The sequence below is a fragment of the Qipengyuania mesophila genome, from assembly GCF_019711655.1.
In the GTDB taxonomy this organism is placed as follows: domain Bacteria; phylum Pseudomonadota; class Alphaproteobacteria; order Sphingomonadales; family Sphingomonadaceae; genus Qipengyuania; species Qipengyuania mesophila.
Window position 1 is genome coordinate 438,800 of record NZ_JAIGNU010000001.1, and the last position, 24,062, is coordinate 462,861.

Sequence of the window (24,062 nt, forward strand, 5' to 3'; positions counted from 1 at the left end):
CCGTCTGGATACGGGCATCCGTCGCGTCGTCGGAAAAATATTAACCATTCTCCGATTAGGCGGACCGAATGTCTTCTTCGAGTCGCAACGAAACGGGCATGCTGGAAGAACAGAAAACGATAGCTAGTCCGGCACGGCTCTACACCAACCTCGAACTGCAAGCCCAGCGGTCGCTCGATCGCGTGGTGTCGCAGTGTGCCGAAGAGTTCGGCTGTCAGATGTCGCTCGTCACTGCGCTCGAACCCGACCGCCAATGCTTCCTGGCTACGCACGGAACCGACCTGCGCGAGACCCCACGAGGCCTTTCCTTCTGCCAATTCGCGCTCGAATCGCAGAGCCCCATGCTGGTCGGCGATGCGAGCAAGGACGACCGGTTGCGCGACAATCCGCTCGTAGCCGGCCCGCCCAATTTGCGTTCCTATCTCGGCATCCCGATTCGCCATTGCGACGGCGAGTTTCTAGGCGCGCTGTGCCTGATCGATCCGCGGCCAAACTTCTTCGAAGAGCGCCATATCGCTCAGTTGAAGCGCCATGCCGATGTCGTCGAGGACATCCTCAAGCTACATATGCTGCATCTCGAGGCGACCGAGCTCAACAGGCAGATCTCGCAGCAGAGCGAGGAGCTCAAGAAGTCGCTGCGCATCTGGCAACAGGCGGAAAGCATCGCCAAGATCGGCACGTGGGAACTGGACATCGAGACCAACGAGATCCACTGGTCCGACGGGGTCTACGCGATCCACGGTTTCACTGAGCTGCGGCCCGTCACAGTCGAGGAGGCGCTCGGGTACTATGATCCCGCGGACCGCCAATCCGTCTCGCGCCACGTTCAGAAGGCCGTGAGCGACCAGACATTGTTCTGCTACGACGCCACCCTTCACGCGCTTGACGGGACTATCAAGCGAGTCCGCTCGATGGGCGAAGGCTTCGACGTCGTCGACGGCAAGCCGCGCCGCGTCCTCGGCGTTTTCCAGGATATTTCCGAAGCCTATCGCGCCGAGCTGTCGTTGCGCCATGCAGCCGATCACGACGCGCTTACAAGCCTGCTCAACCGGGCTGCCTTCGACCGAGAGCTCAAGGCACGCATCGCTGCCGCCAAATGCGGTGACGGCAGCGTCCACCTGGTGCTGTTCGATCTCGACGGGTTCAAGGATCTCAACGACACCTTCGGACATGTCATGGGCGATCACGTGCTCAAGGACATCGCCCGGCGGATCACGAGGGCCGCACCGCCGCATTCCACGGTGGCCAGATGGGGCGGCGATGAATTCGCTGTCATCCTGCCGCGCGCCTCCGACGATGCCGCGGCGGAACATCAGGCAAACGCCATGCTCGACGGAATCCGTCATTGCACCGAGATCGGTGGCCGCACCTTCGAACTGAGCGCAACGGCCGGACTCGTCACCACCGACGGCGCGGTCGGGCCAAAGGAACTCGTGCGCCATGCCGACACGGCGCTCTATCACGGCAAGCGCACGAACCGGTCGTCGGTCCAGCGGTACACTTCGGAACTCGAACGCCAGAAGTCCGAGCGCCAGGCAGCGATCGACGAGGTCAACGAGGCGCTGCGGACCAACCGGGTCTTCGTCGGATACATGCCGATCGTCGACTTGCGAACCGGTGCGACCGTCGGTCTCGAAGCGCTGATGCGGCTGACGACAACCACCGGGCGGCGCATGACCGCGGCAGAAGTGGCGCCGGCGCTGGTCGATCCGCTACTTTCGCGCAAGGTCGACGAACGCATGATGAGCCTGATTGCGGAGGAAGCTCCAGCCCTCCTCGCCGCGCACCCGCAATTGCGGCGGATCAGCATCAATGCAACCGAGGGTGATCTGGTGTCGCGCGACTTCGTCGAGCGCTTCCTGGGCCAGTTTCGCGCGAACGGTGTCGATCCGTCGATGATCACGCTCGAAGTGACCGAGACCATGCTGCTGGTGGACCAGTCGGACCGCATTCAGGCCGTGCTGCGCGAACTGCGCGCGGCCGGCGTGCGCATCGCCCTCGACGACTTCGGAACCGGCTACTCCTCGCTCACGCATTTGCGTGACTTCCCGATCGATGCGGTCAAGCTCGACCTGTCCTTCGTGCAGGCGATGACCGAGGAGGACCAGTCGCGTTCGATCGTGCAGGCGATGATCGGCATGGCACGCAGTATGGGCATAACCGTGGTCGCCGAGGGCATCGAAAGCGAGGAGCAGCGCCGCATCCTGCAACTCATGAACTGCAGCTACGGCCAGGGATACCTGTTCGGCAAGGCGCGGCCGGTGCAGGAACTGGCGATCGAGGCGGGCGCCGAGAGCGGCGAGCGCAGGCGGAGCGCCTAGGCCGCTAGCGCCGCCTTCAGATCGTCGCGGATCGCCTTCAGCCGGCGAACCAGGTCGCCCGAAGGCGGAGCGGCGACAGGCTCCTGCACCGCGGCCTGCTGGTCAGGCGTCCCCAGGAGCGCGGCCTTGGCGCCCTTCAGCGTATAGCCCTCGCGATTGACCAGGCGGTCGATCCGCTCGATCAGTTCGATGTCTTCGGGGCGATAGTAGCGCCGTCCCCCGCTGCGAGTGAGCGGCTTGAGCATGGGGAACTGCTGTTCCCAATAGCGCAGCACATGCGCCTTGATCCCGGTCGCCTTGGCGACTTCGCCGATGGTGCGCAGCGCGCCCTTGTCCTTGCCGTCGTCGAAAACCGCCATGACGCTCCTCAGCCGTTCGCGATGCGCTCTTTGAGCAATTGGCTGGCGCGGAAGGTCATCACGCGACGCGGCGTGATCGGCACTTCGACACCGGTCTTGGGATTGCGGCCGACGCGTTCCTTCTTGTCGCGAAGCACGAAACTGCCGAAGCCGGAAATCTTGACGTTCTCGCCCTCGGCCAGCGCATCGCACATCTTGCCAAGGATCGCCTCGACCATCTCGAGCGACTCGGCCCGCGACAAGCCCATCTTGCGATTGATCGTTTCGGCCAGGTCGGCCCTGGTCAGCGTGCCCACGGAGCGCATCATATCCATATTTCCCTTCCCCCAGATACGACCCTGAGCGAATTGGCGACCCCGCTTGAAACCCTGCCGACCAATAGAGCTATTTGCTTGATTTCGCAATGGCATGGCCCGGTTTTCGGGCAAATACTACATCCGTGCGAGCGAGGCGCCCCAGGTGAAGCCGCCGCCCATCGCCTCGAACATCACGAGATCGCCCGGTTTGATGCGCCCGTCGCGCACCGCGGTGTCGAGCGCGAGCGGGACCGAGGCGGCCGAGGTATTGGCATGCTGGTCGACGGTGACGACGACCTTCTCGGCGGGCAGGTCGAGCTTGCGCGCCGTGGCATCGAGAATGCGGGCATTGGCCTGATGCGGCACGACCCAGTCGATATCGGCGGCGCTCTTGCCGGTTTCCTCGAGCACTTCCTTGAGCACGTCGGCGAGGTTGACGACCGCGTGACGGAACACTTCGCGTCCCTTCATCCGCAGCTTGCCCACCGTACCCGTGGTCGAGGGCCCGCCGTCGACATAGAGCAGGTCCTTGTGGCAGCCTTCGGCATGGAGGCGGCTGGCGAGAATGCCGGGGCCATCCTCGGAGACATCCTGCGCCTCGAGCACCACCGCGCCCGCGCCGTCACCGAAGAGGACGCAGGTCGTGCGATCCTCCCAGTCGAGGATGCGGCTGAAGGTTTCCGCGCCGATCACCAGCGCCTTCTTGGCCATGCCGGTGCGCAGCAAAGAATCGGCGGTGGCGAGCGCATAGAGGAAGCCCGAACACACTGCGGCGACGTCAAAGGCGACACCCCCACCGCAGCCGAGCGCGGCCTGCACCTGCGTCGCGGTGGCGGGGAAGGTATGGTCGGGCGTGGCCGTGGCGAGCACGATCAGGCCGATTTCGGAAGCCTCGATTCCGGCGGCTTCGAGCGCCTTGCGCGAGGCATCGATCGCGAGGGTCGAGGTGGTCTCGCCCTCGCCCGCGATATGGCGCTGGCGGATGCCGGTCCGCTCGACGATCCATTCGTCGGTCGTATCCACCCGCTGCGCCAGTTCGGCATTGGTCACGCAGTCGCGAGGAAGCGCCGATCCGGTGCCGGTGATGACCGAGCGGATCATTTGGCGGTCAGGCTCGCGGCGTCGATTTCGCCGAGGTCGTGCTTGATGCGGTTGGTGATATCGTCCTCCAGCAGGCGGGCCGCGACTTCGACGGCGTTGGCCACGCCCTTTGCATTGGCGCTGCCGTGGCTCTTCACCACCACGCCGTTCAGTCCGAGGAAGACGGCGCCATTGTGGTTGTTGGGGTCGAGATGGTGTCTCAGCAGCTCGGTCGCGGGGCGCGAGACGAGGAAGCCGATCTTCGAACGCAGCGAACTGGTAAAGGCCGTGCGCAGCAGGTCGGTGACGAAGCGCGCCGCGCCCTCGATCGCCTTCAGCGCGATATTGCCCGAGAACCCGTCGCATACGACGACGTCGCATTCGCCGCGGTTGATCTTGTCGGCTTCGACATAGCCTTCGAAATCCATCGCCAGGCCGGTGGCGGCGCGCAGTGCCTCGGCGGCGGCCTGGATGTCCTCGGTGCCCTTGGTTTCCTCGGTGCCGATATTGAGCAACCGCGTGCGCGGACGCTCGCGACCGGTCACGATGCGCGCATAGGCAGCGCCCATGATCGCGAACTGGACCAGATTGCGCGCGTCGCATTCGCGATTCGCGCCAAGGTCGAGCATGACGACATCGTTCTCGCCGAGCGTCGGCAGCAGGGCCGCCAGCGCGGGGCGATCGAGGCCCGGCATGGTGCGCAGCGCAAGCTTGCTCATCGCCATCAGCGCACCGGTATTCCCGGCCGAGACGGCGGCACCGGCCTCGCCCTGCTTCACCGCATTGACCGTCAGGCCCATGCTGGTGGTCTTGGCACGACGCAAGGCGCGGCTCGGCAGCTCTTCACCGCCGACCACGTCGTCGCAATGCAGGATTTCCGAAGCGCCCGCCATGCCGGGATGCGTTTCGAGCGCGGCCTTGATCCGCGTCTCGTCGCCCACCAGCAGGAACTTGAACTTGTCGTGACGGCGCCGCGCCATCGCGGCACCGTCGATCATCACGCGCACGCCTTCATCGCCGCCCATCGCATCAACGGCGATACGCGGCAGGCTCATGCGACGACTCCGGCTTTGCTTACGGTCTTAGAGACCGACGGCGATGATTTCGCGACCGTTGTAGTGACCGCAGTGCGGGCACAGGTTGTGCGGACGCTTGAGTTCACCGCAGTTCGAGCACTCGTGATGCGCTTCGACCTTGAGCGAATCATGCGCACGGCGATTGCCGCGACGGTGGGGCGATACTTTCCTCTTGGGGACGGCCATGGCGGCACCTGTTCCTCAAACAATTACAATCAATTTCGGTGGCCGCCCTAGGGGAAGGTCCGGCACCGCACAAGAGCGCGTGAACCCGAATATCCCGACCGTGGCGGTGAAGGCGCGCGCTATAGCGAAATTCTCGGGGGATGCAAGCCGTGTCGCCCGCAGGCCGGGATTGCGCGCCACAGGGCATCTCCCTAGCACTGCAGGTGGGTCGTGTTCATCGAAAACACAAGGGAGGGACGAGCATGGGCATTATCCTGCCGGTTACACTAACAGCAGCGGCCGCGGCGGCCATCATCAACCTGTGGCTGGCCGTTCGCGTCGGCCAGATGCGCGGCGCGACCAAGACCATCCATGGCGACGATGCCGGGGGCCCGCTGACCCGCCGGATGCGCGCGCAGCTCAATTTCGTCGAGAATACCGGCTTCGTACTCGTGCTGATCGCCGCCATCGAACTCTCGGGCAAGGGCGCGCCCTGGCTCGCCTGGGTGGCCGGCATCTACATGCTCGGTCGCGTGGCGCATGGCTTCGGCATGGACGCGGAAACCGGCACCAAGCCGCGCATGATCGGCACGCTGATCACCATGCTGACGCTGCTCGGGCTGGCGATCGTTGCGGTGCTGATCGTACTCGGGGTGATGTAGGGAAAGGTATTTGTTGCGTGCGGGAAGCGCCTCCGCGCTTCCCTTGCGGCTGCACCGGCCCACTTCCCCACCCGGGGTCATTGTCGCGTGCGTGCCAGACCTCCGTCCGGCCCTTAGCTGGCCTGCCCACTCCCCCTCCCGGCCACCCATAGCATGCCGTGCCGTGGGTGGCCGGGAGGGGGAGTGGGTGGGCCGGGCCGCGAGCTAACGACGGCAGTCGCTAGCGCACGCCTCAGGAAAGCGCGTAATCGCTTACGAAGGCGTTGGTCTTGCGCTCGTGACCGAAGGTGCTGGTCGGGCCGTGGCCGGGAATGAAGGTCACGTCGTTGCCGAGCGGCCAGAGCTTCTGCGTGATCGCGTCGATCAGGTCCTGGTGATTGCCCATCGGGAAATCGGTGCGCCCGATGCTGCCCTGGAACAGCACGTCGCCGACGACCGCGAATTTCGACGGCCGGTGGAAGAAGACGACGTGACCCGGCGTGTGCCCCGGACAGTGGATGACCTCGAGCGTCAGTTCGCCCACGGTCACCGTGTCGCCATCCTCGAGCCAGCGGTCGGGCTCGAACACCTGACCGTTGACGCCGTATTTGCGCCCGTCCTCGTCGAGCCGGCTGATCCAGAAGCGGTCGGCCTCGTGCGGCCCCTCGATCGGCAGGCCCAGTTCCTTGGCCAGCACGCCGGCCTCGCCGCAATGGTCGATATGGCCGTGGGTGATGAGGATCTTCTCGAGCTCCACGCCGGTCTGGGCGACCGCCGCCTTCAACTTGTGGAGGTCGCCGCCGGGATCGATCAGCGCGGCCTTGTTGGTCTTCGTACACCAGACCAGCGAGCAGTTCTGCTGCAGCGGGGTCACGGGAACGATGCCGGCCTTCATCGGCGGCAGGGCGGGCGTTTCTGCGGGTTTGTCCATCGCCGGGGAAAATGGTCGGCTTCGTGATCGAAAACAAGCCGCATCTCGGGCAAGCTGCTATGCAACCCGGAGAAGGAGCCGATCGATGAAGCATGTCGCAGCGATTCTCGCAGCCTCCCTGCCGCTGGCAGCCTGCCAGACCACAAGCGAGGCCGAACCGGCCCCGGCAGCCAGCCTGGTTGCCGCCAACGGCAGCGCGGCTCCGACCTATGTCACCGCGATCTGCGGTGAGTGCCATGCGGTCACCGCCGACGCGGTTTCGCCCGATCCGCAGGCGCCCAATTGGGTCGATATCGCCAACAGCCCGGGCCTGACGCGCGAGACGCTGGTCGCCTTCCTCTCCGACGCGCACAATTACCCGATGCAGATGGATGTCGACCTGGTCGATGAGGATATCGAAATCATCGCCGACTACATGATGACGCTGCAGACCGACGATTACGTCAGGCGGCCGGGGTAGGGCTTTCGTCGCTGTCCCGCAACTCGCTGGCTTCCTGGTGCTCCCTTAGTTGCTTCCACCAATCTCGCCATCCCAACGGGATTTGCCGGATTCCGAACTTGCCCTTCATACGGAGCCAATTGCGGAAAAACCGGGCTTGAGGGTGACCGGCATCGATCGCGCGTTCCAAGCATGGCTCTATCTGTCGTGCGGCGTCTCGCGACAAATCGCGCAGGTAGGCGTAGAACGACTTCCAGAACATTGCCGGCACGAAACCTCTTTCGGCAGCGGGTTCAAGGAGTTCCAAAGCCTCATCGATCCGCCCCTGCCCTCTCAATAGTTTTGCACAATCGATGGTCGCCCGCATCGATCCACTTCTGATCGCAATACGATAATTCTGTTCGGCCAAATCGGGGTTCTTGGAAACGGCACAGCCCTTGTCATAGTGCCAACCGACCATCCACATCGCCCAGACACTCCCGTCCTGGGCCGCTTTTCGGTATACTTCCAACGCACCTATCGGATCACTCTTTGCCAACCCTTCTGCCTGTTCCATTCGCGCTGGTTGGTCGGGGCACTCTGAATCCTTGTGATCCCACTCGAAGGTATAGCGATTTTCCCACGCCTTGGATGCGTCCCAGACTATGTTCGCCAGCGGTTTGTCCGGCTTCATAGCTTCCTCGAACCGCGCGAGAATTCTCGGCATGAGTTTTCGACGTAGTTCACGAAACATCACACCCGCCCCCCCTTCCACACTACCCGCCCGATCACCTCCACCTCCTCTCGCGCGAGGTCGATCGGGGCGTAGCTGTCGTTGGCGCTGATCAGCGTGATCCGGCCCGGGGCGCTGGCCTGGACCTGCTTGACGTGGAGCGCGTCGCCGATGCGGACGACGTGGATGCCCTCGCCCGCGCGCTTGTTGCGGTCGACGAAGATCTCGTCGCCGCTGCGCAGCGTGGGCTCCATGCTGTCCCCCTCGACGCGGATCGCGGTGAGATCGGCGCCCTCGAGCCCCATTTCGCGTAGCCAGCGACGCGAGAAGCGGAAGGTATCGAAGGAAATTTCCTCTGCCGAGAATGCCCCCGGCCCGGCCGAAGCATCGAGCGGGAGGCGCGGCACCTCGACCCAGTCGGCACGCTCACCCGCCACTTCATCGCTCGCCGCCGCCCCGCTCGGCCGAGTGGAAATGACGCGGCGCCCTACGCCGAGAAACTCGGCAATTTTCAGAAGGTCGGGCTCGTCGAGATGGCGCGGGCTGCCACGCGTCACATATTGCTGGAGATAGGCGGGATTGCGCCCGATCAGCCGCGACAGGGCAGCGAGGCTGACTCCCTGGTCCTTGGCCAGGTCCTGCAGCCTGCCCCGTGCGTGACGCTCGCTTCGCGGAATGCCTTCCATGATTTTTCCTATAGCATAGGATTTTTCCTAGACAAGTAGGATTTGGCCATTATCCCCTTGCGACAAGTAAGGGTTTGTGCTACATAATAGGCATGACAAAGGGACCTACGCTTCGCCAATTCCAAGACCGTTTTCCTACGGAAGACAGTTGCTTGGAGCACTTGAAGCTGGTTCGCTTCGGTGAGCGCCACGATTGCGAGGGCTGCGGCGTCGAGGCCAAGTTCTACAGGGTTAAGAAGCGGCGCTCGTATGCTTGCGAGCATTGCGGCCACCAGATTTATCCTACGGCGGGCACCCCGTTCCACAGGACGCGCACCAGCCTGCGGGACTGGTTCTATGTGATGTTCCTGTTCTGCACGAAGCGGAACGGCGTGAGCGCCAAGGAAGTCGAGCGCCAGATCGGCGTGACCTACAAGACCGCGTGGCGCATGTGCCATGAGATCCGCAAGTATATGGCTATCGCGGACGGTGACGAACCGCTTGGCGGCCCGTTCAAGACTGTCGAGATTGACGAAACCTACATGGGCGGTGAGCGCCCCGGCAAAGGGTCGGGCTACAAAGCGAACAAGACCATCGTAGTCGGCATGTATGAGCGCGGCGGCGACATTGTGGTTCGTGTCCTGCCCGACCGTCGCAAGATCACGATGAACCAAGTCATTCCGCTGCACGTGAAGCCGCATACGGAAGTGCACACCGATGAATTTGGAGGCTACGGCGACCTAGGCGTGCTGAACGGCTACTGGCACAAGCGGGTCAATCACTCGAAGGGCGAATACGTCTCGGCAACGGGCACTTCGACCAACGGCGTGGAAGGCTTCTGGGCGCAGCTAAAGCGCAGCATCCACGGGACGCATATTCACGTCAGTCAGAAGCATCTTTCGAAGTATCTTGGCGAGTTTGAGTTTCGTCACAATCGCCGGAATCGTCCCGAGACGATGCTTCCTGAATTGATGACTTCTTTCTAGAAGTAGGGGGTCCTCCTTCCGTCATCGCCTTTAGTAGGCGGTCAAAGCGGTCCTTTGGATTGTCCATCCTTTGATTATCGCGCATAAACTTCACCATGACAAATACGGTCTCATTAGCCGAGGGGGAGGGCGAGGGCCAAAACGAAGGCAGCGCTACCCAGAAGCAACCGTCCCCACCAGAAGTTGTGGCCACTGAAAGCGCCATAGAAGCCCCAAATTACGAGCACCCATGCGACTACCCCTACAGTCGCGAGGATAGCGATTTGTGCGCACAGTGGACCGCCGCCACTGCGGCGAGAGAGGCGGCAGATTGGCTTCCCTTTCAAGCCAAAATCGGAACCATAGAAGCGATCGGCATTCTCTTGTCGCTCATCATCTCTACGCTCTCGGCGCTGGCCGCGTTCAGGGCCCTGAGCAGCTCCAGGAACGCCGAAGAGCGACAGAACCGGGCCTATGTGTTCCCGGACCAAATTCAAGTTTCCTCCCGCAACGCCCCGGGCGTCAAAGCCTCCCTCCGCGGCATTCCTATGGCCGCGCTTGTCATAAAGAACTCTGGGCAAACGCCAGCTTACAACTTGGTTCATTGGACCGGATTTGAGTTGATTCCGGTGGAGGATGAAGCCTCCCTTACGGTTCCGAAGCTGGAGAGGGTCAGCGCCAACACCCTCCCCCCGGGAGGGGTTAACCACAAGCCCGTGTTTATGGACCGCAGGCTGACCAACGAGGAAAAGAAGTCGGTTAGGCGCGGAGCTATGGGTCTCTTTGTGTACGGGAGAATTGAGTTCGAAGACGCCTTCGGCATCGAGCGGTTCACCAACTACCGCCTCGTCTATACGGGGCAATGGCCGCCACCCGAAGGGGCCTCGTGCTTCTTCAGCACGGGCGGGAATAACAGCAACTAGCGCTGCCGCGATTAGGGCCACACACCATCTAAATCTCACTTACTTGTCCCAAGGGTATAATCCCCTAGGATTTCGATTGGAACATATGCGGAACATATCCAGCGAATCGCCCTTTCCGGCCATCATTTGGGGAGCCCGCCATGCTGATCCGCACAATCGAGACATTCCTCCGCCAGCACGAGATGGCGGCGACCAAATTCGGCCGCCTCGCCGCGCACGACCCGCGATTCGTACTCGACCTGCGCCTGGGCCGCGAACCGCGCGAGCGCACCGAGCAGCGGATTCGCGGCTTCATTGCCGGCTTCGAAGCCGCGCGCGCCATCGCCCTCGCACAGCAGGAGGTCGCCCATGTCGGCTGAACCGACCCCTCCCCGCGCCCGCCGCCCGCGCCGCACCGCCGCCGATCGCGTCCGCGCCGCGCTGGCCGACCTCCACGGCCATCACGGCAAGGTTCTGACGCATACCGAGAAAGCCTGGGCAAGCATCACCTTCGCCGGCACGCGCCATTGCCTCGCGCTGCTCTTTGCGGGCGAAGAGGCGGTCGAAGCGGGCGAGGCCTTCGTCGCCGAACTGCCCGATCACGAGTTCGCCATCCCCGGCCAACTGGTCGCCGACGCGGGCGTGACCGAGGTCGAGCACCGCCTCTTTCCCGAACCACGGCTGGTGGTGCGTTGCGAGTTGCTGCTCCTCGAGGAGAGCTGAGCGATTGACCCCCGACAAAGGCCCGCTAATCATTGTCGCCAAAGGGAGAATGGCCATGCAGAAGCTTGCGATCGCACTCGTGCTCGGAGCGATTTCCACGCCGACGATGGCGCAGGATCTGCAGAGCCAGGAAATCGTCGTGACCGCCTCGCGAATCGAGCAGGAAGACTATTCGGACCGCATGCCGGCCGTAGGCCTGCGCAGGCCCGCAGACTTTCTCGTCCAGGCAGTCGTCATCCGGGGCGACACACGGGACATGGAACAGCGGCGCCGCGAAATCCGTTCGATGCTGTCAGACGCCATTCGCAAGGCGCAGGCCGCAGGGGTGGAACTGGCCTATGGCGACTACATCCTGACGCCGCTGACCTTGGCGAATGTCGAGGATATCGATCTTAGAAACGACAATCGCCCCGACAGCGAAAGGGTGGTCTTCCTCGTGAAGGCCAAGCTTGGCGGGACCCAGTCGGGAGAAGCCGCCGAAGCGCAGATCGCCCGCTATATCGAATCCGTTCCGGGAGTAGGGCGGGCCGAAATGGACGAATGGGGGGACAGCACGCTGTCGATCGTCGGCCCGGACAGCTACCGTCCCCAGATCGCCGAGAAGATCGCCGAGGATTCGAACGCGATGGCCAGCCGGATGGGTCAGGGCTACGCGGTGGAGATCGAAGGCTTGAACATGCCGGTCCAATGGTCCCGCGCGGGCCCCGGCGAGGTTCTGCTCTACATCCCCTACCGGCTCGTGGTCGTTCCGCGCCCCTGATCAGTTCCGCCGGATGACGAGGTTCCTGATCTCGGTCATGTCTTCCATCGCGAACTTGATGCCCTCGCGGCCCAGTCCTGAGTCCTTCACGCCGCCATAGGGCATGTTGTCGACGCGGTAGCTGGGCACGTCGTTGATCACCACGCCGCCGACCTCGAGCCGGTCCCAGGCATCGAACATCTTGAACAGGTCGCGCGTGAAGATCCCAGCCTGCAGGCCGAAGGTGGAACGGTTCACTTCGGCCAGCGCCTCGTCGAAGTCGGAGAATTTCTGCAGGATCGCGAGCGGGCCGAAGGCTTCCTCGTTCAATGCCTTGGCGTCCTTGTGGACATGCTCGAGCAGCGTCGCCTGGAGCATGTTGCCCTCGCGCTCGCCGCCGCACAGCAGGCTCGCGCCGCCTTCGACCGCCTCGTCGATCCAGCCCTTGAGCCGTTTGGCTTCACCCTCGGAGATCATCGGGCCGATGAAGGTATCGCGGTCCTTGGGATCGCCCGCGACCAGGCCTTTCGTTTTCTCGACCAGCATCTCCCTGAAGCGGTCGTAGACCTCCTCGTGGATGATGATCCGCTGCACCCCGATGCAGCTCTGGCCGCTCTGGTAGAAGGCGCCGAAAATGATCCTCTCGAGCGCATCGTTGAGATCGGCGTCGCGGTCGACGACCACCGCCGCATTGCCGCCGAGTTCGAGCACCACCTTCTTCTTGCCGCAGCGTGCCTTCAAATCCCAGCCGACCGCGGGCGAGCCGGTGAAGCTGAGCAGCTTGAGCCGCTCGTCGACGGTGAAGAGGTCCGCCCCGTCGCGGCTCGCGGGCAGGATCGAGAAGGCGCCTTCGGGCAGGTCGGTTTCGGCCAGCACTTCGCCCATGATGATCGCGCCGAGCGGCGTCTTCGAGGCGGGCTTCATCACGAAGGGACAGCCGACCGCGATCGCCGGCGCAACCTTGTGCGCGGCGAGGTTGAGCGGAAAGTTGAACGGCGAGATGAAGCTGCACGGCCCGATCGGATAGCGCTTCCAGATCGACTGGTAGCCCTTCGCCCGCGCCGAGATGTCGAGCGGCATGACCTCGCCATACATGCGCACCGATTCCTCGGCCGCGATGCGGAAGGTGTCGATCAGCCGCGTGACCTCGCCCTCCGAGTCCTTGATCGGCTTTCCCGCCTCGACGCACAGCGCATAGGCGAGCTCGTCGAAACGCTCGGTGAAGCGGTCGACGCAGTGCTGCAGCACCGCCTGCCGCTCGTAGCTGGCGAGCCTCGCCATCGGCTCGGTCGCATGGACCGCGCCCACGATCGCCCGGTCGATGATCTCGGGCGTCGCCAGCGCGGTGCGGAAGGCGACCTCGCCGGTGAACTTGTCGGTGACCTCGAGATCGGTGTTGGGCTGCTGTGCCTTGTTGTTGAGGTAGAGCGGGTAAGTATCTTTGAGTGTGGGCAAGACGTCCTCCTGTAACCCGATCAACCTCAGAGCTTCTTGCTCAGTTCCTTGATATCCTTGTTCAGGATGCGGTCGTTCTCCGAATAGTCGACCGGGCAGTCGACCAGGTGGACGCCGGGCGTGTCGCGGCAATGGGCAAGCAGCTGGCGCAGGTGGTCGCTGCTCTCGACGCGATGGCCGGTCGCACCGTAGCTTTCGGCATAGGCGACGAAATCGGGATTGCCGTAGGCCAGACCGAAATCCTCGAACCCCATATTGGCCTGCTTCCAGCGGATCATGCCATAGGCGTCGTCACGCAGGATCAGCACGGTGAGGTCGAGCCCGAGGCGCACCGCGGTCTCCATCTCCTGGCTGTTCATCATGAAGCCGCCGTCGCCGCAGATCGCCATGACCTTGCGTGCCGGATAGAGCATCGCGCTCATCATCGCACTGGGCAGCCCCGCGCCCATGGTGGCGAGCGCATTGTCGAGCAGCACGGTGTTGGGGCGGTAGGCGGTGTAGCCGCGCGCGAACCAGATCTTGTAGACGCCGTTGTCGAGGCAGATGATCCCGTCCTCGGGCATGCAGTCGCGCACCTGCTGGACGAGATGCGGCGGGAAGATCGGGAAGCGCGTGTCTTCAGCCAGCTTGCCCGTATGGTCGAGCTCGGCCTGGTGATAGCGCTTGAGACCGGCGCTTTCCCAGTGATCCTGCCGCGCGATATCCTCCTTGATCTGCCAGATCGCGTTGGCGATGTCGCCGATCACCTCGATCTGCGGGAAATAGACCGGGTCGACCTCGGCGCTGCGATTGCTGACATGGATCACGGTAACGCCCTCGGGTTTCATGAAGAAGGGCGGCTTCTCGATCACGTCGTGGCCGATATTGACGATGCAGTCGGCCTCCTCGATCGCGCGGTGGCAGAAATCGCCCGCCGACAGCGCGGCGCAGCCGAGAAACAGCCGGTGCCGCTCGTCGAGCACGCCCTTGCCCATCTGCGTGGTGACGAAGGGGATGCCGGTCTTCTCGACGAATTCGGCGAGCATCTTGCCGGTCATCTTGCGGTTGGCGCCCGCCCCGATGACCAGGATCGGCTTTTTCGCGCGAGTAATGGCCGCGACCGCCTGGTCGACCGCCTTGGGCTCGGCGCTGGGCCGGCGGGCGATGCTGCGCGGGATCGGCCGTGCGCTGGTCGGCTCCTCGGCAATGTCCTCGGGCAGTTCGAGATGGACTGCGCCGGGTTTCTCCTCCTCGGCCAGACGATAGGCCTCGCGCACCCGGCTCGGCACGTTGTCCCCAGCGTGGAGCTGCCGCGTGTATTTGGTGATCGGGTCCATCATCGCGACCACGTCGAGGATCTGGAACTGGCCCTGCTTCGATTTCTTGATCGGCTTCTGCCCGGTGATCATCATCATCGGCATCCCGCCGAGCTGGGCATAGGCGGCGGCGGTGACGAAATTGGTCGCCCCCGGCCCCAGCGTGGCGATGCAGACGCCGGTCTTGCCAGTGTGGCGACCATAGGTCGCAGCCATGAAGCCCGCGCCCTGTTCGTGCCGCGTGAGCACCAGCCTGATCTGCTTCGACCGGCTGAGGCTGTCGAGGAAGTCGAGATTTTCCTCGCCCGGCACGCCGAAAATATATTCGCAGCCTTCGGCCTCGAGGCATTCGATGAACAGGTCGGATGCTTTCCTGGACTCGGTCATTCGCGATTTCCCCCTCCGCGGCCTGCCCCCTGCAAGCCCTTCTGGAATCGCGACCCGAGTTCTCCCGGTGTGTGCTTCGGGGGGCCTAACAGAGGCCCGCGCGCCTGTCAGTAGCCGAGGTCGAGATCGAGCTGCGGCTCGACCGGCTCGCCCTTGTGCCAGCGCTCGAGATTCTCGACGAAGCGGTCGGCGCTGCGCTGGAACATTTTGGTCTGTGCGCGGCCCGAGAGGTGCATGGTGACCTGCGCATTGTCGAGGCCCCACAGCGGATGGTCTTCGGGCAGCGGCTCGGGATCGGTGACGTCGAGCAGCGCCGCCTCGATCTTCTTCTCCTGCAGCGCCCCGACCAGCGCCTCCTGATCGACCACGTCACCGCGCGCGATGTTCACCAGCACGCCGTTGGGCCGCATCTGCGCCAGCTCCATCGCACCTATCATGTGCCGCGTTTCGGGGGTCGAGGGGACTGCGAGGACGATCCAGTCGAAATCGCCCAGCCTAGCGCGCCATTCGCCCGGCTTGAGCGCTCCTTCGGCGCCCGAGCGCCGCACCGGGACCACCTTCATGTCGAAAGCCTCCAACCGCGTCTTGATGAGCGATCCGATCGCGCCCATGCCGAGCAGCAGCACGCGCTCGCCCGCCAGCTCGCGCTTGCCCGGGCTGTCGAGCAGCCATTCGTGGCGATCCTGCGCGCGCACGACCTCGCGATAGCCCTTGGCATGCGCGAGCATCAGCATGACGACATATTCGGCGATGGTCAGGGCGTTGATGCCGACACCATTGGTCACGGTGACGCCGCGTTCCTTCAGCAGGTCGAGCGGCATGAAATCGAGACCCGCATAGATCGAGTTCATCCATTTGAGATTGGTCGCCGCCCTGGCGATCTCGATCATCGGCTCCTTCTCGTTGAGATCGAACCAGCCAATTTCGGCCTGCGGAGCGAATTCGAGCGCCTGTTCCTTGCTCGCGAACCACAGCGGCTCGACCCATTCGGGCAGGCGCGGTTCGACCAGCGGACGGATCAGGGCGGACAGCACGGCTTTGGTCATCGACTTCTCCTCGATGTCTCCATTGCCGTTCGGGCGCTATTTCGCAAACCGTTCCTTGCGGCGGCTGGCGATGTCGAGGATCGCGTCGGCGACTTCGCTGGCATTGCGCAGCACGTGGCTGGGCGGGACCTGCATGATGTCGACCCGATGGCGTTCCTGCCAGCGCTCGCGCGCGCCGTCGTCCTTGCGCCTGAAGGGATCGTCGTCGACCTCGATCGCGAGATGCGCCTCGGCGCAATAGAGCGGGAGGACGAAGCCCTCGGCCTCGTGGTCGCGGACGAACATCAGACCCTGCGGCGCATGCTCGAGATGCTGCCAGAGGAGGGTCTGTGGATCGGCCTTGGTCACACCTTCCATTCCCAACCAAGCGGGTCGCCGTCCATCACCTCGACATTTTTTTCCCCAAGGCTGTCGCGGATCGCGTCGGAGGTGGCGAAATCCTTCGTGGCGCGCGCCTCCTTGCGGCGCAGAAGTTCGGCCTCGATTTCCTCCTCAGTGACCTGCGCGTGCTTGGGACGGATGCGGAGGTCCGTGCGGGCTAGGCCGAAAAGATTCAGACCGAGAACGCGGTCCATTTCCTCGACCACCGCGCGTTTGACCCCGTCACCGACCTTCTTGACCGCGAGCGCCTCCTCGAGCGCGACCAGCGCGGTCGGGGTGTTGAGATCGTCCGACATGGCTGCGGCGAATTTTGCGCGCATCGGAGCGAATTTGGGATGTGCGGCGTCGGTTGCGCCCGCATCCCGCAGCCGTTCGACCGCCATCACGATCCGCTTCAGCCGGGTCAGCGCCGCCTGCAGCCCGTCCCACGAGAATTCCAGCTCGCTGCGGTAATGGGCCTGGAGGCACATCATGCGGTAGGCGAGCGGGTGGTAGCCCTTGTCGACCAGCAGTTGCAGCCGCAGGAACTCGCCCGCGCTCTTGCTCATCTTGCCGCTGCGCTCGACGAGGAAGTTGTTGTGCATCCAGATCTTCGCGCCCGAATGCGTCGCCACGTCGAGCCCGCCGCAGCCGCAGAAGGCCTGGTTCTGCGCGATCTCGTTGGGGTGGTGGATCTCGCGGTGGTCGATCCCGCCGGTGTGGATGTCGAAGGGGAAGCCGAGCAGCTTCTCGCCCATCACCGAGCATTCGAGATGCCAGCCGGGCGCGCCCCTGCCCCACGGGCTGTCCCATTCCATCTGCCGCGTCTCCCCCGCCGGTGTCTTGCGCCAGATGGCGAAATCGGCGGCGTTGCGCTTGCCCTCGACCGTCTCGATGCGGCCCTCGCCATCTTCGGTGACCGCGCGTGCGAGCTTACCGTAATCCTCGACGGTGGAAACGTCGAAATAGAGGCCGCTGTCGAGCTCGTAGCAATGCTCATCCGCAATGCTTTTCGCAAAGGCGATCATCTCGTCGATGTAGTCGGTGGCGACCGACCATTTAGCGGGCTCGCGGATGTTGAGCGCCTTCACGTCGGCCCAGAAGGCCTCGGTATAATGCTTCGCGATGTCCCAGATCGACTGCGCCTTGGCCGCCGCCATCTTCTCCATCTTGTCCTCGCCCGCATCGGCATCGTCGGTCAAATGGCCGACGTCGGTGATGTTGATGATATGGGTGAGGTCGTAGCCCTTCCAGCGCAGCGTGCGGCCGAGGATGTCGGCGAAAACATAGGCGCGCATATTGCCGATGTGCGGGTAGTTGTAGACCGTCGGCCCGCAGGTGTAGACGCGCGCCTCGCCGGGATGGACGGGCTCGAAGACCTCGAGCTGGCGGGTCAGCGAGTTGAACAGCTTGAGCGGCGTATCGGTCATGCGCGGCCAATGGCGCGGGTACGCGGGCTGGTCAACAATCAGTCATTGCAAGCGTAGCGAAGCAATCCATCATCCGACATCGCTATGGGCGGGAAGGTCCGTGATGGATTGCCGCGTCGCCTCCGGCTCCTCGCAATGACTGCGTTTTGGCTCACTGCCACCCCTCCCAGCGCACGCTCTCTTCGGGGGGCGCGCGCTGGACGGTGAAATTGTTCACCGCGGCCACTTCGTCGCGGTAGCCGATGGCGACGCCGCAGAAGAAGATATGGTCCTCGGGGATGTCGACCACCTCGCGGATCTGGGGTGAATAGACCGCCCAGGCTTCCTGGAAGCAGGTGTCGAGCCCTTCCTCGCGGGCGAGCAGGCCGATCGTCTGCAACCACATGCCGATATCGCTCCACTGCGGCGGCCCCATGTATTTGGGCGTGTGGACCAGCATCAGCACTGGCGCCCCGAAAGCCCGAAAATTGTTGGCGAACCACATCAGGCGCTTGCCTTTCTCCTCGCGGGAGATCTGGAGCGCGCCATACATGTCTTCGCCCACACCGCGGCGGCGCTGCTCATAGGCTCCGTCGAGTTCGGGCGGATAGACATGGTATTCCGGCGCGAAGGCCTCGCGCCCCCTGGGCAGGTCCTGGGCCACGCGATCGAACAGCCTCTGCATCGGTTCGCCGGTGAGGACGATCCCGTGCCACGGCTGGGTGTTGCCGCCCGAAGGCGCGCGCTGCGCCTTCTCGAGAATGCGGGTCAGGACCTCGCGCTCGACCGGCTGGTCGGTGAAGGCGCGGACGGAACGGCGGCTGGCGACGGCCTCGGAAACAGTCATGGTCATCGCCCGAACGCTAACGCGCCGGGGAAGAAGTGCAAGCACTCCCGCCCCGGCGCGCCGGTGTTTCAGCGATGTCGCGTGCGGATTACTCGGCGGCGGCTTCGGCAGTGGCGGCGACGCCCATTTCCTCGGGACGCAGCGCGCCCGGAGCCGGGCCCATGTCGTCGGCATCGACGAGCTTGACGCTCTTCATGCCGCGGAACTCGTCTTCCTTGGCGGGCGAGAGATCGGGACGGCCCACCATGATGCCCATCTTGATCTTGCACTTGGCGAACTGGGTTTCACCTTCCTCGACCTCGAGCGCGAGCACATCCTTGGCTTCGCTCTTGACGGTGAATTCATGACGGCCCGGCGTGGTGCGCAGGACGAAATAGCGGCCCGCGCCCAGCGAGCTGATCTTCTCGCCGTTCTCGTTGACCGAACAGCCGAGAGCGAAACCCGTGCCGCCGGGGCGGAAAAACACGATCTGGCCGGTGCCTTCGGGTGCCTCGGGAATGGCGATGTCCGCCCCGCTGACCTTCTCGCCGGCTAGGGCGGGCGTGCCGACGGTTGCGACCAGCAGCGATGCTGCCAGAACCTTGGTCATTCTCATTATTGCAGTCCTTCTTCGGTCTCGTCCGTTCCCCCCTCGGGAGCGGAAAGTTCGTGTGCGGGTGCCATCGCCGCGACCTCGGTGGCGGGGGCGATCTCGAACGGCGCGGCGAGCTTGGCCGAAGCCAGCGCGCCAGCGGGAATCTCGATATTCCCGCCGCCAATGAAATAGCCGATCAGCCCGATCGGGATGGGCGAGGCAGCCGAGGCGACATTGAGGGCATGGACGGTGCCCATGCGGTCCTTGCCTTCGGCGGTCTCGAGCAGCTCCATGCTGCGCAGTTTCAGCTCGCGTCCGTCGACGGTGAGGTAGCGCGCGGCGAGGACAAGCTCGCCTGCGGCGCCCATGCCGCCCGCTTTCTTGGCATGGACGACCTCGCCGATGCCCTCCGCACCTGCCGGCACCACTTCGGTTCCGTCGATCACGATCGGCTCGGCGAGGCGGATGCGGTAGCTGTCGAGCGACTTGCTGGTCTTGCTGCCGAGCGGCTCGAGGATTTCGATCACCACCGGCGTCAATTTTTCGACTACGATCCGCTCAGCCGGTGTTTCCATGACGGCGGGCTCGCGCGGCATTTCCGCTGTTGCAGCCGCACCCTCCGCTGCGACGGATTGTGCGCGCGCGGAAGCCGGCGCGACCAAGCCGGAGCCAACGACGAAGGCGACGGCCAGCAGGCCGACAGCACATCTTTTCATTTTGGAGGAGGTTCCCGATTCCCTGTTTCGCCCTGAAATACCACGGGCGAAAATCGCGGCAATACGGAAAAACGCTAATCCACCTCGAACAGATCGGCCAGTTGTTCGATGATCGTGCCGCCCAGTTGTTCGACATCCATGATCGTCACCGAACGTTTGTAGTAACGGGTGACGTCATGACCGATGCCGATCGCGGCGAGTTGCACCGGTGACTGCTTCTCGATCCAGTCGATCACCTTCCTGAGGTGCCCTTCGAGATAGCCCGCCTGGTTGACCGATAGCGTGCTGTCGTCGACCGGCGCGCCGTCGGAAATGACCATCAGGATGCGACGATCCTCTGGCCGGCGGAGCAAGCGGTCGTGCGCCCAGAGCAGCGCCTCGCCGTCGATATTTTCCTTGAGCAGACCCTCGCGCATCATCAGGCCGAGATTGCGGCGCGCGCGGCGCCAGGGCTCGTCGGCCTGCTTGTAGAGGATGTGCCTGAGGTCGTTGAGCCGACCGGGATTGGCCGGGCGGCCGTCGGCGAGCCACATCTCGCGGCTCTGCCCGCCCTTCCAGGCGCGGGTGGTGAAGCCGAGGATTTCGGTCTTCACCCCGCAGCGTTCGAGCGTGCGCGCGAGAATGTCGGCGCTGATCGCGGCGATGCTGATCGGCCGCCCGCGCATACTGCCCGAATTGTCGATCAGCAACGTGACCACCGTGTCCTTGAACTCGGTGTCGCGTTCGATCTTGTAGCTGAGCGCATGGCCCGGACTGACGACGACGCGGGTCAGCCGCGCGGCATCGAGCAGGCCCTCTTCCTGGTCGAAATCCCAGCTGCGGTTCTGCTGCGCCATGAGGCGGCGCTGGAGCCGGTTGGCGAGCCGCGTGACCACGCCCTGCAGCCCCGCCAGCTGGCTGTCGAGATAGGCGCGCAACCGATCGAGTTCTTCGTTGTCGCACAGCTCGGGCGCCTCGACGACCTCGTCGAACTTGGCCGTATAGGCTTTGTACTCGAAGGTTTCGGGCAGGTCGGTCCACGGGCGGTTGGGGCGGACCGGCTGCATGCCTTCCTCGCCCTCGTCCGAAGGATCGCCGTCGGCCATCTGCTGCTCGCCGTCGACCTCCTGGTCGGCATCGCCATCGGCCTCGCCGTCGGTCACCTCGCTGCGCGCGTCGGCGGCCTGCGGCTCGGCTGCGCCCTCGTCCTCCTCGTCGCTGTCCTGGTCCTCGGGGTTCTCGCCCTCGTCCTCCTCGCCATCCTCGGCATCGGTGGCCTCGGGATTGTCGGGCAGCGTCAGTTCGAGATGCCGCAGCATGTCGAGCGTCAGGTCCTGGAAAGCACGCTGGTCATCGAGCGCATCGGCGAGCCCGTCCATGTCGGTGCCGATCTTGGCGAGAATGTCGTCGCGCACCAGATCCACCCCGGCCCTTGCGCGGTCGGGAACCGCCTCGCCGGTCACCGCCTCGCGCAGCATCAGCGAGAGCGCGGTCGCGAGCGGTACCTGGCTCGCCTCGTCGGCACGCACGATCGCATCCGAAGCGGTGCGCAGTTCGACCGCGGAGTTCAGATTGTCGCGAATGCCCGCATAGCGATTCGACCCGATCGCCTCGTAACGGACCTGCTCGATCGCATCGTAGCAGGCGCGCGCGATCGGTTCGGGCGGCGCCCCCTTGGCATGGAGCTTCTCGTTATGGTGCCGCAGCCTCAGGGCGAAGCTGTCGGCGAAACCACGCGCCTCGGTCGCCTGCTCGCGGGGCAGATTGCGCCCCGGCAGCGGGACGCGGAAGTTCTTGCCGTTCTGCGCCGGCGCATCCGCGCTCCACGCGACCTCGACCTCGGGCTCGTGCGCGAGCGCGCGGGCCGCGCCGGTCAGCGCCTGCTTGAAGCGGTCGAGAGGGGTCTGGTCGGTCACTTAGGCGGTCGGGATGCTCTGGCCGGTGGTTTCCCAGTCCTTGAGGAAGCCCTCGATACCCTTGTCGGTCAGGACATGCTTGAACAGGCCCTTGATCACCGCGGGCGGCATGGTGGCGACGTCGGCACCGATGCGCGCGCTTTCGAGCACATGGACCGGGTTGCGCACGCTGGCGACGAGGATCTCGGTCGAGAACGCCGGATAGTTGTCGTAGATCAGGCGGATGTCTCGGATCAGCGCCATGCCGTCGAAGCCGTTGTCATCGTGGCGGCCGACAAAAGGCGACACGAAAGTCGCGCCCGCCTTGGCGGCGAGCAGCGCCTGGTTGGCCGAGAAGCACAGCGTCACATTGACCATGGTGCCGTCGCCGGTGAGCTTCTTGCAGGTCTTGAGACCGTCGATGGTCAGCGGCACCTTGATGCAGACATTGTCGGCGATCTTGCGCAGCGTTTCCGCCTCTTTCATCATTGTCTCGTGATCGAGCGCGACCACTTCGGCGCTGACCGGCCCATCGACGATGCCGCAGATCTCCTTGGTCACTTCCATGAAGTCGCGGCCCGACTTGGCAATCAGCGAAGGGTTGGTGGTGACGCCGTCGAGCAGGCCGGTCTCGGCCAGTTCCCTGATGTCGGCGATGTCTGCGGTGTCGACGAAGAATTTCATGATGGCTCCCGAATCCGGATAGGCGAAGTCTGCGCTCGCCCCTATGCGATTGGCATGTTCAGAACCAGTCGCTTCGTTGCAACCTTCCTTGCCGGTCTCGCGGCAGCATGGCAACCGGCTGCCGCGCATGCCGCCGAGGACGAGACGCAGCTCTGGCTGATGTTCGATAGCTCGATGCCGCTCGACGCGCATACCGACCTGTCCTTCCTCGTCATGCCGCGCTTCCGCGATGCCTCACGCGGGCAGGACCAGCTGATCCTCCGCATGGCGGTGGATCATGAGCTGTCCGATGCGGTCAGCCTCGGTGGCGGGCTGACCTATGTCATCGGCCCCGAGAGCTTCCGTCCCTATCAGCAGGTGCAGCTGTCGCATGGCGACGTCTCGCTGCGCTTTCGGCTCGAGGAGATCACCGGCGGCGGAGTCGACAGGATGGGCCTGCGCGAACGCGTGCAGCTCCGGTACCGGACCGACCTCGGCGGCGACACCAGCCTCAGCCTGTCGGGCGAGTGGATCGACGCGGTGCGCTCGGAAAATCGCGACACCCTGCCCGCGCGCGACCAATGGCGCACGGCAGCAAGTCTGAAGCATGACTTCGACCAGCATTTCCACGCCGGGTTCGGCTACACGCTGATCATCGCGCCCGCGCGCGAGGGATTGCCCACGCGGCACATCCATGCCCCGCTCCTTTCCGCGGGCTGGAGCTTCTAGAGGCGCGCGCCGGCGCCGAAGACGCCGATGATCAGCGGGTCGCGCGTCGCCTCGGGATCGGCGCGAATGCCGGCCTCCTCGGCGCCGATCTCGCGCCAGATCGTGTCGTCGATATTGGTCGCGAAGCGGCTGGTCGCGCCGGCCACGTCGACCCCGGTGAGGCCGCGCAGCAGCTCGCCGACCAGCGGATCGCTGGCGACGCGCATCGCGCTGCCGAGTTCGGGCACCATCGCTTCGACCAGCGTCGTTCCCATCGACCCGCGCAGGAAGCTGGTCGCCGCAGTTGGGCCGCCGCGCACGAGGTCGATGGCGTTCTGGATGCCGATCGTGCGTACCGCCTCGGTCACCAGCGGGGCGGCGCGTTCGGCACCTTCATAGGCGATGTCGCCGAAGGCGTTCTCCAGCCGGCTCTTGAACAGGGCAGAGGTGAGGATGCGGCTCAGCACGTCACCGCGCGTGCCGAGGAGGTTGCCGAGGCCCAGCTGGGCGACCTGCTGGTCCCAGAAACCGTCGCCCTGCAGCATGCGGGCAAAAGCGCGCTCGCTCGAAAGGAACAGGATCCGCTGCACCGCATCGACCAGGCCGAATCCGCCGAGGCCGGTGCAGCCGGGGAGCGCCAGCGCCGCGCTGCCGAGCGACAGTCCGCCCAGGAATGCGCGGCGGCCGGTGGGTCGTTCGAGAATTTGGGTCATA

The 24,062-nt window shown here is 64.4% G+C and carries 28 protein-coding genes; 9 read left to right on the forward strand and 19 right to left on the reverse strand.

The window, feature by feature from the left end; genetic code table 11:
- Positions 1 to 68 precede the first annotated feature (68 nt).
- On the forward strand, positions 69 to 2,321 hold the full coding sequence (locus K3181_RS02195; RefSeq protein ID WP_221600375.1) for a sensor domain-containing phosphodiesterase: 2,253 nt from the start codon (positions 69 to 71) through the stop codon (positions 2,319 to 2,321).
- On the opposite strand, the gene K3181_RS02200 is transcribed toward K3181_RS02195, so the two are convergent.
- The 5 genes from K3181_RS02200 to rpmF form a co-directional block, all read right to left on the reverse strand.
- On the reverse strand, positions 2,318 to 2,680 hold the full coding sequence (locus K3181_RS02200; protein ID WP_221600376.1) for a MerR family transcriptional regulator: 363 nt from the start codon (positions 2,678 to 2,680) through the stop codon (positions 2,318 to 2,320). The two genes, K3181_RS02195 and K3181_RS02200, sit on opposite strands and share 4 nt — an antisense overlap.
- Before the next feature lie 8 nt (positions 2,681 to 2,688).
- A complete protein-coding gene (locus K3181_RS02205; protein WP_221602798.1) occupies positions 2,689 to 2,988 on the reverse strand; it encodes an integration host factor subunit alpha in 300 nt (99 codons plus the stop codon).
- A 123-nt stretch (positions 2,989 to 3,111) separates the two neighbouring features.
- Complete coding sequence (locus tag K3181_RS02210) at positions 3,112 to 4,077, reverse strand: beta-ketoacyl-ACP synthase III (RefSeq protein WP_221600377.1); 966 nt, start codon at positions 4,075 to 4,077, stop codon at positions 3,112 to 3,114.
- Positions 4,074 to 5,111: a phosphate acyltransferase PlsX gene (gene plsX / locus K3181_RS02215; RefSeq protein ID WP_221600378.1), complete on the reverse strand. Its 1,038-nt coding sequence runs from the start codon at positions 5,109 to 5,111 to the stop codon at positions 4,074 to 4,076. The genes K3181_RS02210 and plsX overlap by 4 nt, the downstream gene beginning before the upstream one ends.
- 27 nt (positions 5,112 to 5,138) lie before the next feature.
- Positions 5,139 to 5,318, reverse strand: coding sequence for a 50S ribosomal protein L32 (gene rpmF, locus K3181_RS02220; RefSeq protein ID WP_200980932.1), 180 nt, complete (start codon positions 5,316 to 5,318; stop codon positions 5,139 to 5,141).
- Between the two features lie 242 nt (positions 5,319 to 5,560).
- Between rpmF and K3181_RS02225 the strand changes: the two genes are divergently transcribed.
- Positions 5,561 to 5,959, forward strand: a complete 399-nt coding sequence (locus K3181_RS02225) for an MAPEG family protein (RefSeq protein WP_221600379.1) — start codon at positions 5,561 to 5,563, stop codon at positions 5,957 to 5,959.
- A 232-nt stretch (positions 5,960 to 6,191) separates the two neighbouring features.
- Here K3181_RS02225 and K3181_RS02230 read toward each other — a convergent pair whose 3' ends face one another.
- Complete coding sequence (locus tag K3181_RS02230; RefSeq protein ID WP_221602799.1) at positions 6,192 to 6,833, reverse strand: MBL fold metallo-hydrolase; 642 nt, start codon at positions 6,831 to 6,833, stop codon at positions 6,192 to 6,194.
- Between the two features lie 121 nt (positions 6,834 to 6,954).
- Here K3181_RS02230 and K3181_RS02235 point away from each other — a divergent pair, with 121 nt between their 5' ends.
- Positions 6,955 to 7,329: a cytochrome c gene (locus K3181_RS02235; protein WP_221600380.1), complete on the forward strand. Its 375-nt coding sequence runs from the start codon at positions 6,955 to 6,957 to the stop codon at positions 7,327 to 7,329.
- Here K3181_RS02235 and K3181_RS02240 read toward each other — a convergent pair.
- Positions 7,313 to 8,041, reverse strand: coding sequence for a tetratricopeptide repeat protein (locus tag K3181_RS02240; RefSeq protein WP_221600381.1), 729 nt, complete (start codon positions 8,039 to 8,041; stop codon positions 7,313 to 7,315). The two genes, K3181_RS02235 and K3181_RS02240, sit on opposite strands and share 17 nt — an antisense overlap.
- Positions 8,041 to 8,706 carry a S24 family peptidase gene (locus tag K3181_RS02245; protein WP_221600382.1) on the reverse strand — a complete coding sequence of 222 codons (666 nt, stop codon included), beginning with the start codon at positions 8,704 to 8,706 and terminating at the stop codon, positions 8,041 to 8,043. The genes K3181_RS02240 and K3181_RS02245 overlap by 1 nt, the downstream gene beginning before the upstream one ends.
- Before the next feature lie 92 nt (positions 8,707 to 8,798).
- On the opposite strand from K3181_RS02245, the gene K3181_RS02250 reads away from it, so the two are divergent.
- The 5 genes from K3181_RS02250 to K3181_RS02270 all read left to right on the forward strand — a co-directional run bounded on the left by K3181_RS02250 (position 8,799) and on the right by K3181_RS02270 (position 12,035).
- Entirely contained in the window at positions 8,799 to 9,671 is an 873-nt protein-coding gene (locus tag K3181_RS02250; RefSeq protein WP_221600383.1) for an IS1595 family transposase, read from the forward strand.
- A gap of 95 nt (positions 9,672 to 9,766) precedes the next feature.
- The gene (locus K3181_RS02255) at positions 9,767 to 10,573 is read left to right on the forward strand and encodes a hypothetical protein (RefSeq protein WP_221600384.1); all 807 of its coding nucleotides are present in this window, start codon (positions 9,767 to 9,769) and stop codon (positions 10,571 to 10,573) included.
- 140 nt (positions 10,574 to 10,713) lie between these two features.
- The gene (locus K3181_RS02260) at positions 10,714 to 10,932 is read left to right on the forward strand and encodes a hypothetical protein (RefSeq protein WP_221600385.1); all 219 of its coding nucleotides are present in this window, start codon (positions 10,714 to 10,716) and stop codon (positions 10,930 to 10,932) included.
- Complete coding sequence (locus K3181_RS02265) at positions 10,922 to 11,275, forward strand: hypothetical protein (protein ID WP_221600386.1); 354 nt, start codon at positions 10,922 to 10,924, stop codon at positions 11,273 to 11,275. The genes K3181_RS02260 and K3181_RS02265 overlap by 11 nt, the downstream gene beginning before the upstream one ends.
- A 55-nt stretch (positions 11,276 to 11,330) precedes the next feature.
- A complete protein-coding gene (locus K3181_RS02270) occupies positions 11,331 to 12,035 on the forward strand; it encodes a TonB-dependent receptor (RefSeq protein ID WP_221600387.1) in 705 nt (234 codons plus the stop codon).
- Here the strand turns inward: K3181_RS02270 and K3181_RS02275 are convergent, their stop codons facing one another.
- From K3181_RS02275 to fsa, 10 genes are all read right to left on the reverse strand, one after another.
- Entirely contained in the window at positions 12,036 to 13,469 is a 1,434-nt protein-coding gene (locus K3181_RS02275) for an aldehyde dehydrogenase family protein (RefSeq protein WP_221600388.1), read from the reverse strand.
- Positions 13,470 to 13,495: 26 nt separating this feature from the next.
- Positions 13,496 to 15,151, reverse strand: coding sequence for an acetolactate synthase large subunit (locus K3181_RS02280; RefSeq protein ID WP_221600389.1), 1,656 nt, complete (start codon positions 15,149 to 15,151; stop codon positions 13,496 to 13,498).
- 107 nt (positions 15,152 to 15,258) lie between these two features.
- Positions 15,259 to 16,197, reverse strand: a complete 939-nt coding sequence (locus K3181_RS02285; protein ID WP_221600390.1) for a D-2-hydroxyacid dehydrogenase — start codon at positions 16,195 to 16,197, stop codon at positions 15,259 to 15,261.
- Positions 16,198 to 16,233: 36 nt separating this feature from the next.
- Entirely contained in the window at positions 16,234 to 16,554 is a 321-nt protein-coding gene (locus K3181_RS02290; protein ID WP_221600391.1) for a DUF559 domain-containing protein, read from the reverse strand.
- Positions 16,542 to 17,987, reverse strand: coding sequence for a cysteine--tRNA ligase (gene cysS / locus K3181_RS02295; RefSeq protein ID WP_221600392.1), 1,446 nt, complete (start codon positions 17,985 to 17,987; stop codon positions 16,542 to 16,544). Before cysS ends, K3181_RS02290 begins: the two co-directional genes overlap by 13 nt.
- 151 nt (positions 17,988 to 18,138) lie before the next feature.
- On the reverse strand, positions 18,139 to 18,819 hold the full coding sequence (locus K3181_RS02300; RefSeq protein ID WP_247714836.1) for a nitroreductase: 681 nt from the start codon (positions 18,817 to 18,819) through the stop codon (positions 18,139 to 18,141).
- 82 nt (positions 18,820 to 18,901) lie between these two features.
- Complete coding sequence (locus K3181_RS02305; protein WP_221600393.1) at positions 18,902 to 19,408, reverse strand: DUF2846 domain-containing protein; 507 nt, start codon at positions 19,406 to 19,408, stop codon at positions 18,902 to 18,904.
- Positions 19,408 to 20,103 (reverse strand): hypothetical protein, encoded by a 696-nt coding sequence (locus K3181_RS02310; RefSeq protein WP_221600395.1) that lies wholly within the window; start codon positions 20,101 to 20,103, stop codon positions 19,408 to 19,410. The genes K3181_RS02305 and K3181_RS02310 overlap by 1 nt, the downstream gene beginning before the upstream one ends.
- A 74-nt stretch (positions 20,104 to 20,177) precedes the next feature.
- Positions 20,178 to 21,998 carry a cobaltochelatase subunit CobT gene (gene cobT / locus K3181_RS02315; protein ID WP_221600397.1) on the reverse strand — a complete coding sequence of 607 codons (1,821 nt, stop codon included), beginning with the start codon at positions 21,996 to 21,998 and terminating at the stop codon, positions 20,178 to 20,180.
- Positions 21,999 to 22,661 (reverse strand): fructose-6-phosphate aldolase, encoded by a 663-nt coding sequence (fsa, locus tag K3181_RS02320; protein ID WP_221600399.1) that lies wholly within the window; start codon positions 22,659 to 22,661, stop codon positions 21,999 to 22,001.
- Between the two features lie 54 nt (positions 22,662 to 22,715).
- Between fsa and K3181_RS02325 the strand changes: the two genes are divergently transcribed.
- Positions 22,716 to 23,369 (forward strand): DUF2490 domain-containing protein, encoded by a 654-nt coding sequence (locus tag K3181_RS02325; RefSeq protein WP_221600401.1) that lies wholly within the window; start codon positions 22,716 to 22,718, stop codon positions 23,367 to 23,369.
- Here K3181_RS02325 and K3181_RS02330 read toward each other — a convergent pair.
- The gene (locus tag K3181_RS02330) at positions 23,366 to 24,061 is read right to left on the reverse strand and encodes a DUF4197 domain-containing protein (protein ID WP_221600403.1); all 696 of its coding nucleotides are present in this window, start codon (positions 24,059 to 24,061) and stop codon (positions 23,366 to 23,368) included. The genes K3181_RS02325 and K3181_RS02330 overlap by 4 nt on opposite strands.
- Position 24,062: the final 1 nt, after the last annotated feature.

Excerpts from the sequence above, each read along its gene's own strand:
- K3181_RS02195 (WP_221600375.1), top strand. The coding sequence starts at position 69 with ATGTCTTCTTCGAGTCGCAACGAAACGGGCATGCTGGAAGAACAGAAA.
- K3181_RS02200 (WP_221600376.1), bottom strand. The coding sequence starts at position 2,680 with ATGGCGGTTTTCGACGACGGCAAGGACAAGGGCGCGCTGCGCACCATC.
- K3181_RS02205 (WP_221602798.1), bottom strand. The coding sequence starts at position 2,988 with ATGATGCGCTCCGTGGGCACGCTGACCAGGGCCGACCTGGCCGAAACG.
- K3181_RS02210 (WP_221600377.1), bottom strand. The coding sequence starts at position 4,077 with ATGATCCGCTCGGTCATCACCGGCACCGGATCGGCGCTTCCTCGCGAC.
- plsX (WP_221600378.1), bottom strand. The coding sequence starts at position 5,111 with ATGAGCCTGCCGCGTATCGCCGTTGATGCGATGGGCGGCGATGAAGGC.
- rpmF (WP_200980932.1), bottom strand. The coding sequence starts at position 5,318 with ATGGCCGTCCCCAAGAGGAAAGTATCGCCCCACCGTCGCGGCAATCGC.
- K3181_RS02225 (WP_221600379.1), top strand. The coding sequence starts at position 5,561 with ATGGGCATTATCCTGCCGGTTACACTAACAGCAGCGGCCGCGGCGGCC.
- K3181_RS02230 (WP_221602799.1), bottom strand. The coding sequence starts at position 6,833 with ATGAAGGCCGGCATCGTTCCCGTGACCCCGCTGCAGCAGAACTGCTCG.
- K3181_RS02235 (WP_221600380.1), top strand. The coding sequence starts at position 6,955 with ATGAAGCATGTCGCAGCGATTCTCGCAGCCTCCCTGCCGCTGGCAGCC.
- K3181_RS02240 (WP_221600381.1), bottom strand. The coding sequence starts at position 8,041 with ATGTTTCGTGAACTACGTCGAAAACTCATGCCGAGAATTCTCGCGCGG.
- K3181_RS02245 (WP_221600382.1), bottom strand. The coding sequence starts at position 8,706 with ATGGAAGGCATTCCGCGAAGCGAGCGTCACGCACGGGGCAGGCTGCAG.
- K3181_RS02250 (WP_221600383.1), top strand. The coding sequence starts at position 8,799 with ATGACAAAGGGACCTACGCTTCGCCAATTCCAAGACCGTTTTCCTACG.
- K3181_RS02255 (WP_221600384.1), top strand. The coding sequence starts at position 9,767 with ATGACAAATACGGTCTCATTAGCCGAGGGGGAGGGCGAGGGCCAAAAC.
- K3181_RS02260 (WP_221600385.1), top strand. The coding sequence starts at position 10,714 with ATGCTGATCCGCACAATCGAGACATTCCTCCGCCAGCACGAGATGGCG.
- K3181_RS02265 (WP_221600386.1), top strand. The coding sequence starts at position 10,922 with ATGTCGGCTGAACCGACCCCTCCCCGCGCCCGCCGCCCGCGCCGCACC.
- K3181_RS02270 (WP_221600387.1), top strand. The coding sequence starts at position 11,331 with ATGCAGAAGCTTGCGATCGCACTCGTGCTCGGAGCGATTTCCACGCCG.
- K3181_RS02280 (WP_221600389.1), bottom strand. The coding sequence starts at position 15,151 with ATGACCGAGTCCAGGAAAGCATCCGACCTGTTCATCGAATGCCTCGAG.
- K3181_RS02285 (WP_221600390.1), bottom strand. The coding sequence starts at position 16,197 with ATGACCAAAGCCGTGCTGTCCGCCCTGATCCGTCCGCTGGTCGAACCG.
- K3181_RS02290 (WP_221600391.1), bottom strand. The coding sequence starts at position 16,554 with ATGGAAGGTGTGACCAAGGCCGATCCACAGACCCTCCTCTGGCAGCAT.
- cysS (WP_221600392.1), bottom strand. The coding sequence starts at position 17,987 with ATGACCGATACGCCGCTCAAGCTGTTCAACTCGCTGACCCGCCAGCTC.
- K3181_RS02300 (WP_247714836.1), bottom strand. The coding sequence starts at position 18,819 with ATGACCATGACTGTTTCCGAGGCCGTCGCCAGCCGCCGTTCCGTCCGC.
- K3181_RS02305 (WP_221600393.1), bottom strand. The coding sequence starts at position 19,408 with ATGAGAATGACCAAGGTTCTGGCAGCATCGCTGCTGGTCGCAACCGTC.
- K3181_RS02310 (WP_221600395.1), bottom strand. The coding sequence starts at position 20,103 with ATGAAAAGATGTGCTGTCGGCCTGCTGGCCGTCGCCTTCGTCGTTGGC.
- fsa (WP_221600399.1), bottom strand. The coding sequence starts at position 22,661 with ATGAAATTCTTCGTCGACACCGCAGACATCGCCGACATCAGGGAACTG.
- K3181_RS02325 (WP_221600401.1), top strand. The coding sequence starts at position 22,716 with ATGTTCAGAACCAGTCGCTTCGTTGCAACCTTCCTTGCCGGTCTCGCG.
- K3181_RS02330 (WP_221600403.1), bottom strand. The coding sequence starts at position 24,061 with ATGACCCAAATTCTCGAACGACCCACCGGCCGCCGCGCATTCCTGGGC.